Source organism: Nocardioides bruguierae (assembly GCF_023656415.1).
In the GTDB taxonomy this organism is placed as follows: Bacteria; Actinomycetota; Actinomycetes; order Propionibacteriales; family Nocardioidaceae; genus Nocardioides; species Nocardioides bruguierae.
In genome coordinates this window covers 1-8,846 of sequence record NZ_JAMOIL010000053.1, presented here as the reverse complement: position 1 = coordinate 8,846, position 8,846 = coordinate 1, and the positions used below count along the sequence as shown (strand labels likewise).

6 protein-coding genes are annotated in these 8,846 nt (G+C 70.4%); 1 reads left to right on the top strand and 5 read right to left on the bottom strand.

The features are described from left to right. Window positions 1-169 precede the first annotated feature (169 nt). Complete coding sequence (locus M8330_RS21345; RefSeq protein WP_250828992.1) at window positions 170-1,252, top strand: acyltransferase family protein; 1,083 nt, start codon at window positions 170-172, stop codon at window positions 1,250-1,252. A gap of 8 nt (window positions 1,253-1,260) precedes the next feature. On the opposite strand, the gene M8330_RS21340 is transcribed toward M8330_RS21345, so the two are convergent. The 5 genes from M8330_RS21340 to M8330_RS22800 all read right to left on the bottom strand — a co-directional run. Continuing rightward, the gene (locus tag M8330_RS21340; RefSeq protein WP_250828991.1) at window positions 1,261-3,441 is read right to left on the bottom strand and encodes a hypothetical protein; all 2,181 of its coding nucleotides are present in this window, start codon (window positions 3,439-3,441) and stop codon (window positions 1,261-1,263) included. After that, entirely contained in the window at window positions 3,438-3,833 is a 396-nt protein-coding gene (locus M8330_RS21335; RefSeq protein ID WP_250828990.1) for a hypothetical protein, read from the bottom strand. Before M8330_RS21335 ends, M8330_RS21340 begins: the two co-directional genes overlap by 4 nt. A 4-nt stretch (window positions 3,834-3,837) precedes the next feature. Then, window positions 3,838-4,920, bottom strand: coding sequence for a hypothetical protein (locus M8330_RS21330; RefSeq protein ID WP_250828989.1), 1,083 nt, complete (start codon window positions 4,918-4,920; stop codon window positions 3,838-3,840). A gap of 10 nt (window positions 4,921-4,930) precedes the next feature. Then, window positions 4,931-6,643 carry a hypothetical protein gene (locus M8330_RS21325; RefSeq protein ID WP_250828988.1) on the bottom strand — a complete coding sequence of 571 codons (1,713 nt, stop codon included), beginning with the start codon at window positions 6,641-6,643 and terminating at the stop codon, window positions 4,931-4,933. Further along, window positions 6,640-8,846: hypothetical protein (locus tag M8330_RS22800; protein WP_250828993.1), on the bottom strand; the 2,207-nt coding region annotated here is incomplete at its 5' end. The genes M8330_RS22800 and M8330_RS21325, both read right to left, overlap by 4 nt.

Here is an 8,846-nt window from a genome sequence, read left to right as displayed (position 1 = left end):
GCCAGGACGCGCTCGGCGTCCTCGTCGGTGACCACTCCCCGAGGCATGCCCATGTCAGGAACCTAGCGACGATCGCGTCACTTCGCACAAGCGTGGCGATCATCGCGTCAGTCCCGGCCGTCGGAGGTGTTCGTCTGTGGCCGCCTCCGCGTGCCACTAGGCTGCGGCGGTGCGCCAGCCTCGCCTTGACTCACTGACCGGTCTCCGGTTCTTCGCAGCCCTCGCGGTCGTCGCCTACCACGCCAGTGGTCACCTGACCCCTGGCCCTTGGCTGGCCGACGCCGTGCGCACGGCAGCGAGTGCCGGCTTCGCTGGGGTGTCGTTCTTCTACATCCTCAGCGGCTTCGTCTTGGCCTGGTCGCACTCTGAGGGAGTCGGCGCCGGGACGTTCTACCGTCGGCGATTCGCGCGCATCGCACCGCTGTACTGGCTCTCGGTCGTCCTGTTCACGGCCTACTCGGCCTACGCCAGCGGAGCGGTGGGGGAGACCGTGAGGAACGCGGTCCCGTCGGTGTTCGCTGTCCAGGCGTGGGTTCCGGACTCGGCCGTGTACTTCGGTGGCAACCGTCCCGGCTGGTCGATCTCGGTCGAGGCGTTCTTCTACCTGCTGTTCCCGCTCGTGATCGTCATCGCCCGATCGAGCGCAGCCCGGCGCTGGCTGTGGGGGGCTGCCATCGTCTTGGCTCTGGCGATCCCCCTGGCGCTCCACCCGACCAGCGAGTCTCAGGAGGTCGCGTACTGGGCGGTCTACGTCTTCCCGGTGCAGCGCCTGGCCGAGTTCCTGATCGGAGTCCTCGTGGCCAAGGCCGTCCAGAGCGGGTGGAAGTCGCCCCTGAGCCTCGGGGCAGCCGTCGCGCTGACGCTGGCCGCCTACGTGGTGGCGGTGCTGGTGCCGTTGTGGGCCTCGATCAGCATCGTCACGCTCGCTCCGTTCGCTCTGCTGCTGTCCTCCGCAGCCGCGGCTGACCTGGCGGGCGCGCCGTCCATCTTCCGGCGGCGCGGGCTTGTCCGGCTCGGGGAGTGGTCCTTCGCGCTGTACCTGATCCACGTGCTCGCACTTCAGCTGCAGTCCGCCGTGCTGGATCGGCTGGGGGCGGTATCGAGCACCGTCGAGTTCGCCTTCCTCGGAGCGACCATCCTGGCGGCTATCGCGGCGTCGGGGCTGCTCTACACCTACTTCGAGCGTCCCTTGGAAAGGCGCCTCAGGGGCAGCCGGCCGCGACCCGAGATGCAGGCCGCGGCCGGTTCCTAGAACTTCCCTCAGGCGCTGCGCACCGCCGGCCACCTCCAGCGTGCGGTGGCGTCTCCCTGTCCGGCGATGCCGTGGACCGAGGACACGAAGGTGGTCTCCTCGCCGCCGGTGAGCGTGTAGGACACCATGAACTGGCCGTTCAGGAACGCGTAGACGGTGTTACCCACGACGACGCCGCGCAGCTCTGCCTCGAGGCTGTCCGGGTAGCTGGTCGCAACCTCCGCCAGGACGGTCACGGTAGTGGTCCCGACGCGCTTGGAGATCCGGACCTTCCCGGCCGCGCGGGAGACGGTGACGTAGTTGTTCGCGTCCACGGCCCGCAGGCAGATGCCGGCCCGGATCTGTCCGCCCAGCTTCACCATGCAGGTGATGTCGACGTCGGCCTCGCCGAAGTCGGCTGCGATGACGTGGTTGCTGGAGGGGGCGTTGGACCAGAGGGTGCCGTACTGGTCGAAGGCGATGTCTCCGATGGAGGCGGTGCCGGACTGCCCGGAGGACCACTTGCCGAACGCGCCCCCGCTGGAGGCCATGCTGGCGCCGGTGTGCCAGCCCAGCAGGTCGGGGTCGGAGAGGGGGTCTGTCGGCTGTGCCGTGCTGATGATCTTGGCCGAGGTCACGGACGAGTCGATGCGGATGATCTGGGTGGCCCAGGACCCCATCTTGGCCGGGTTGTAGACCAGAGTGGCGTCGTCGGCGGCCACCCGCGCGCCGAAGGAGAACGCTCCCACGATCGTGGGATCGACCACGGCGCCCCCGGGGTCCGTCGTGAAGAGCACCCCTGCGTAGAAGCTGAGGGTGGCGTGGTAGTTCTCGATGTAGGGCTCGACCACGAGCACGTCATCGCCGCCGCGGACGGTGAGCACGCCCGCAGAGTCGGTCACCGTGGATGCCGACCTCAGACGGGGGCGGTTCATGGTGACCCCGGTGCACTGGTCGATGTAGACCAGGCCGCCGGTTGCTGCACCGTCCGCGCCGCTGATGACCAGGCCGTCGACCGTCCCGTTCACGCAGTTGAGCATGCGGGTCGCGCCGGGGGCGCCTGCGTCCATGACGTCCTCGGCGCAGACGGCGCCGGTGATGGCGAAGTTGGAGACGCGGATGAGGTCGAAGATGCCGCAGGATCTGGTGGTGCTCATGCCGTTCATGGTCAGACCGATGACGGCGCGGAACTTGAACGCGGCGGTGGTGACCGAGTCGAAGGCGAAGCAGTTCTCCACCGTGATGTCGCGGCAGAAGAGGATGTCGTTCTCGCCGTCGCTGTAGCCAGCGATGTAGAGCAGGTGCGGGTCAGCTCCACCGGCGCCGTCGCCCTGGGCCCGCTTGAAGCTGCCGCGGACGTTGCGGATGGTCATCCCGGTGAGGCTGTTGGGGTTGACCGCAGCCCACACGTCCTTGACCTCGAGCCCGTCGACGACGATGTCGGTCAGCGGCGGGAAGGTCTCGGGGGTGACGCCTGTGGCCGAGTCGATGTTGTCGGGCGTGAAGGACCCGCCGGTCACGGCGCGCATGAACCCGGAGACCTTGAGGTTGAAGACTCGGGAGCCGTGCGCGGTGGGCTCCAGCCACACCCCGTGCGAGTGGCGGCTCTGGGCCGCGGCGGTGACGCCGGTCATGTCGAGGTCGGGGTTGTCGCCGTCGAGGTTGAGGTTGGACATGATCGTCCGCTCGCCTGCGACGCGCAGGATGCCCTGGCCGGCGGTCTCGTTGGTGACGAGGTGCGTGCCCCACGAGGTGGCCCAGTGGCAAGCGTCGTCGGCGTCGTCACGGACAGCCGCCCCCGAGAAGGTGAAGGTGGCGCCGTCGTAGCAGAGCGGCTTGCCCGCGGCGGCAGCGTCGTCGATCGCCTGCTGGTAGGCCGTGCGATTGGCTGCGGTGGTGGCTCCGGCCTGGATGTAGTCCCGGAGGTACACCGAGCCGATGACCTCCTGAATCGAGGCCGACTGACGCGCTACGAAGGCGCTGTCGGGGTCGCTGGCGACGGCCGTCATCGCGTCGTCGGTGGTGGAGATGTTGCTGATGTCCTGGGCCTGCGCCGCAGCTGCCTCGGCGGCGTCCTTCGCCGCGGTGGCGGAGGTGACGTAGCCGGACAGGAGCGCCGCCACGTCGGCCGCGGCGTTGCCGGCCGCCGCCTTCGCGGCCTGGATCTGCGCCTTCAGGTCGATCGGGCGGATCATGATGTTCCTGCTCATCCCTGCGTGACCTCCGGGGTGATGAAGACGCGGAAGGGCGTCGTCGGCTTCTTGCGGCGGGTGGGTGCGGACGGCAGCCAGAGCTCGAGGTCCGCGAACAGTGCGGCCCCGGCCTTGCCCTCGTCGTCGTAGGTGGGCGGAAGGGTGGCGGTGACGTCCGCGGTCATCTCCCACCAGATGTCGCCGTTGTCGTCGACGATGAGGGTCCCGTCCTCGTTCTCGTCGGGGTGGGCGAAGGTGCACACCAGCGCGCCGGCGTAGGTCTCACGGACCTCCATCCGGGCCCGCCAGGTCGAGTCGAAGACGGTGAGGCCGAGCTCGTCCTCGAGGTGGAGCCCGTCCTCGTAGTCACCGCCGGCGGTGATCTTGATGTCCCCGTAGGAGTCGATCACGGCATCACTTCCTGAATCGGAGCCGTGAGTTCGCGGCTCGGGTGAGGGTGTCCTCGACGATGTCGGCGAGGGAGCGGTTGTCCGCGTCGACGGGCGAGAGGCTGATGGACTGCGACCCCTCGGTGTAGTCGGTGCGGCCGATGACGAGGTCCCGGGTGAGGCGGCCGTTGAGCCGGCGGGCGTCGTCGAGGGGGACCGGTGCCCGCAGGACCATGCCGGCGCGGATGCTGGACAGGTCGACGGGCTGGAGGCCGAGGGTGGTGATCTCGCCGTAGGCGACCTCGATGGCGCCGGACCAGGTCAGCCGGGCGCGGCCCTTGGCGAGGATGCCGTTGGCGATCGCGGTGGCCGTGGGGGCGGTGATGGACCCGAGCTGTGTGGCGTCTACGTCGAGCTCGACGCGTCCCCAGTCGGCGATCGCGTCGTCGTCGTCGACGATGGCGGTCTCGAGCTGGCTGGAGCCGGAGTCGTAGTAGCGGATCAGGATCGAGGAGGCCCACTCGTCGTCGGTGGTGCCGTAGTCCACGACCCCCGGGCCGACGCGCAGGTCGGCGGTGGTGGGGTCGGCCTCGAACAGCACGCGGCCGTCGGGGTGGACGCCCCACCGCTTGCCGGCCTCGTCGGCAACCGCGTCGAGGAGGGCGTCGAGCTGGTTGACGGAGTCGTTGTAGACGACCTCGCCGTAGGCGCCCGTCTTCACCGTGATGTCGAGCGTCCACGGCAGCCCGCGGGCGATGGCCTTGTTGATGGCGCCGTTGGCCGAGGTGGTGGGGACGAGCTCGCCGCCGAGCTCGCCCATCGCCTTGTAGTCCTCGGCGGCACGGGCCAAGCCCTTGGCGGTGAAGCTGCCGGTCTTCCAGTCGGGCTCGGTGAGGATGCCGGACTCGACGGTGACGCCGGCGTCGCGGATCTCGACCAGGGCGCTGCGGTGGAGTCGGTGGGAGCGGGTGCCGTAGGGCAGCGCCATGTCCCAGGTGATCTCGTAGGTGCCGCAGCCGCCGTCGCCCCACCGGGTCAGGACGCGGGCCGGGCCGGCGGGGCCGATGAGGTCGAGCGGGTAGCCGTCGATGTAGAGCGTGCGGGTCACGGTTCCTCCCTCACGCGGCCGGGGGACCGAACCACCGCTGCGGCCCCGTGAGGGTGGCCAGCGCGGTCTCGGTGCCCGGGGTCACGGTCAGGACGGACACCTTGCCGGGCGGGAACCGGTGCCGGCCGAGCGCCTTGAGGCGCTGCGCACCGGGGACTCGGCCGTCGGCCCTGTCCTCGGCGGTCCCGATGAACACCGACGGCGTCGGGTCGGCGACGGTCGCGGGCTCGATCCACAGCCGGTTCGAGTCCGCGCCGGCGGCCGGGGTGTCGTCGCCGCAGTCGACCCAGGTCAGGTCACCGATGGTCGTGTTGAAGATCCATGCCTCGTCGAAGGACAGCCCGGACCCCTCGAACGAGAACCGCACGACCGCCTCGCTGCCGGAGGGGAGCTTCATCGGCGGGAGCGTGATGCCGGCGTCCACGGGGACGATGTGCGGATCGGTATCGGCCAGGTCGACGGTGACGTCCCCGCCTTGGATCGGCCCGACTCCGTTGCCGTTGATGTAGACCCGGGCACTCCAGGTGAGCGTGTGCGAACCGGCAGCACCCCAGAGCCGGGCCAGGAGCGCGTAGGTGCCGGCCGGCATGCGGGCAGGAGGTTCCAGGATCAGCTCGGCGCCCAGGCCGTAGCCGTTGGCGGCGACCAGCGGTGGCGGGCTCGAGACGAGAGTCCCGCCCGACGTCCGGTGCGGCGACAGGAGGGGCGCCCATCCGCTGCTCTCGTTGTCGGCCCACGTGTAGACGAGGACTTCGCCCAGCGCGTCGGTGTCGTCCTGGACTGCGATGGCGGCCTCAGTGCGCGCGGACCCGGGCACCTCGAAGTACCGGACCTTCTGGTGCAGGGAGGCTGCTGTGGGCTCCTGGTTGGACGAGGTGAGGCCCTTGACCCGGATCTCACCGGAGTTCGTGACCGTGATCCGCACCGTTGAGGGGGCGCTCTCGACGAGCCAGGTGTACACCACGTTCAGGAACGGGCCCGAGAGGTAGACGCCGGAGATCTGGACAGCCTCGGCAGCAACGCCGTCGGCGGTGAGGGTCACGTCCGGTGTGTAGCCGTGGAGCCAGGAGACGGTGGTGGTGAGGTACGGCTCGTCGGCGAGCGAGGAGAGGTCCCCGTCGTACTCCAGCCAGTTCGACCCGGACGACACGGCACCCGAGATCACGGTGTCGGTCCCGTTGGTCGAGAGCGCGCCGCGGGCGGTCCACCCGGTGGTCGTCGACCCGTCGGAGATGACGGTGCTCGACGGCACCGTCGCGGAGGTGATGGCCTCGACCTCGAAGTTGGTGGTCGACCTCGGGAAAGGGTGGCAGGTCAGCGACACGGCCATGATCCGCTCGCCGTGCATCTCCTCGAGCAGGTCATCGAACTCATGGGTGAACGAGCTGGTGATGACGTCGAAGATGGCCGTCGGTGCCCCGTTGGGCGGCGTCCACTCCAGCACGTTGACCTTGCCGATCTCGGACGCCAGCGCCGCCTCGGCCTGCGCGAGCGCGAGCCCGTCGATGCCCTTCAGGGAGAGCCCGAGCACGACCTCGCGGGGGTCCCACGAGTCGGTGATGATCACGGCCCCATCGAGCATCAGCGTGCTGAGGACCGTGTTCACGGGCTGCGGCGAGCCCCAGTCGGTGCCCGAGTCGGACCCGAGGACCTTCACCTCGTAGAACATGGCGGTCTCGCCGACGAGGTCGAGCCCGCCGAGGCGCAGTCCGTGGTTGGTCATCGCGTGCGTGCCTTCCTGGCTCGGCGCTTCCCGGCGGCGCCGGCGCCGTTGACGGCGGATGCGACGCGGTCGGCGTTGTCTCGGCTGGAGGCGACGGTGTCTCGGCGCAGCCCACGGACCTCGCGCCGCAGGGTGCGGACCTCGTTCTCCAGGGCCCGCTCGCGGCGGCCGTACCGGGCGTTCGCGCCGGCGTCGCCCGCGGCGCTGGTGAGCCGCTCCCGCTGGTTGTAGAGCCGCTCTCGCTGCGCGAGCTGGCTGCGGGACAGCCCGGCGTACATGTCGGTGGTGGTGGCCCCTTCGGAGAGGACCTCCTGCAGCAGGCCGCCGCTGAGGCCCTTGCGGCGCAGCGTGCGGACGTCGGCGCGGAAGTCGCGCGCCGTGCGGATGTCGGACCGCAGGGTGGCGACGTCCGAGCCGCCCCACCCGCCGCCGAACAGGTCCGACTTCAGGTTCCCGGCGATGCTCTCCGAGAGCGCCTCGCTGGCCTGCCGCACGCCGTCGAGGCGGGACGACACCTTGTCCAGGCGCGTCGTGGCCTTCTCCATCTGCACGGCGGCCTTGTCGAGCGCCGGCGCGAGGCGCGCGAGCTGCAGATCCCGGCGCGCCTGGGCCAGGTTGTTGGCCGCGATGCGCCGGTTCAGGCCCTTGAGCTGGTCGTCGCCGGTCTTCGCCAGGTCGCGGGTCAGCTGCCGGATGGTCGCCATGAGCTGCAGCTGCTCGCCGCGAGACTCCAGCCCACCGGTGACGACGCCACCCTCGGCGAACCCGGGCAGCGACCCGTACCGGGACTTGAGCATCGACCAGTCGCGTCGGACGAGCTCCTGCGGGATGACGACCTCACCGCGGTGCACGACACCGGCCGGCTCGTACTTCCCACCGGGGCCGGTGAAACCGCCGCCGGAGTACTCCCGCGGCCCGAAGCCCGGGCTCACGGCCGCGGTGCCGGAGGAGGTGTACCGGATGGTGACGGTCTTGTCCTGGAGGGAGTCGAGCATCTGCTTGGCCTGGGTGAGACCGGCGATGGCCTGGGAGGTGTCGGTGGTGACCGTGGTGGTGATGTCGGAGGGGACGCCGCCGATCGCGTCGACGTAGCGGTTGACCTCGCGCTGGCCGCGCTGCCAGGCGCGGTTCGCTCGGTCGATCTCCTCGTCGGAGGCGTTGGCGAGCTGCCGCATCCGCAGCGCGCCGGCGGACCCGGCTTCCTCCAGGGCGGTGATCAGGCCCTGGTTGAGTCCGCGCTCGGCGGCCTCGATGGCGTTGCGGCGGAAGTTCCGCAGCGCGTCGGCCTGCCGCTCGAGCTGGCGGATCCACTTCCGCAGCGACACCTCGCCGTCGTCGAGGCTGTCGCCGAGGGTGATGAAGTCGTCGGCGGTCTTCTGCGCGGCGTCGCGGGACTCGTTGAGCTTGACGGTGAGCCGCTCGGTGCGGCGGGCGGCTCGCTCGGCCTGGTTGCTGTAGTCGCCGGTGGACCCGCCGGTGGTGTCCATGGCGGCGGCGAGCTGGCGTGCGTCAGCGGAGGCGAGGGCGAACTGGTCGGCCATCTCCGGGACGGTGTCGCGGAGGTTGGTTGCGGCCCGGTCCGCGAGGATGGTGGCGATCTCCTGCTCGGAGAAGGACTGCTTGAGGTCCTCGGCGGAGGTCTGGGTGTAGTCGACGTCGTACCCGGCGACGGCGGCGTTCAGCTCACGCTGGGCCGCGGCGTTGCCGAGGATCGCGTCGGTCACCAGGGAGGCGGACAGGCCGAGGGCTTCGGCGTCGTCGTAGAGCCCGGACTCCTGCGCCCGCTTGGCGATCATGGCCCGGGTGTTCTCGGTGATCGCGCCGGTCTGCAGGTCGAAGGAGTCGGTGAGCGCCTGGACGGCCTCGGATGAGGTGTCGCTGGAGGTGCCGAGACCCACGATGAGGCCGATGGCGCCACCGATGGCCGCACCCCACGGGCCGGCGACGGCGAGGCCGGTCGCGGCGCCGCCGGCGGTGGTCATGAGGGTGCGCATGTCCTCGTCGGCTTCCTGGATGCCGGCGATGAACAGCGACAGGCCAGCACCGGCGGCCAGGGTCCGGGTCATGGTCCGCGCGGCGGAGGTGACGGCCTCGGTGCGGGTCTCGAAGCGGGCGGCGAACCCGGAAGCGATGTCGGCGGCACGACCGAACGCCATCAGGGCGGCGGTGCCGGCCAGCAGCGGCCCACCGATGGGGCTGTCGG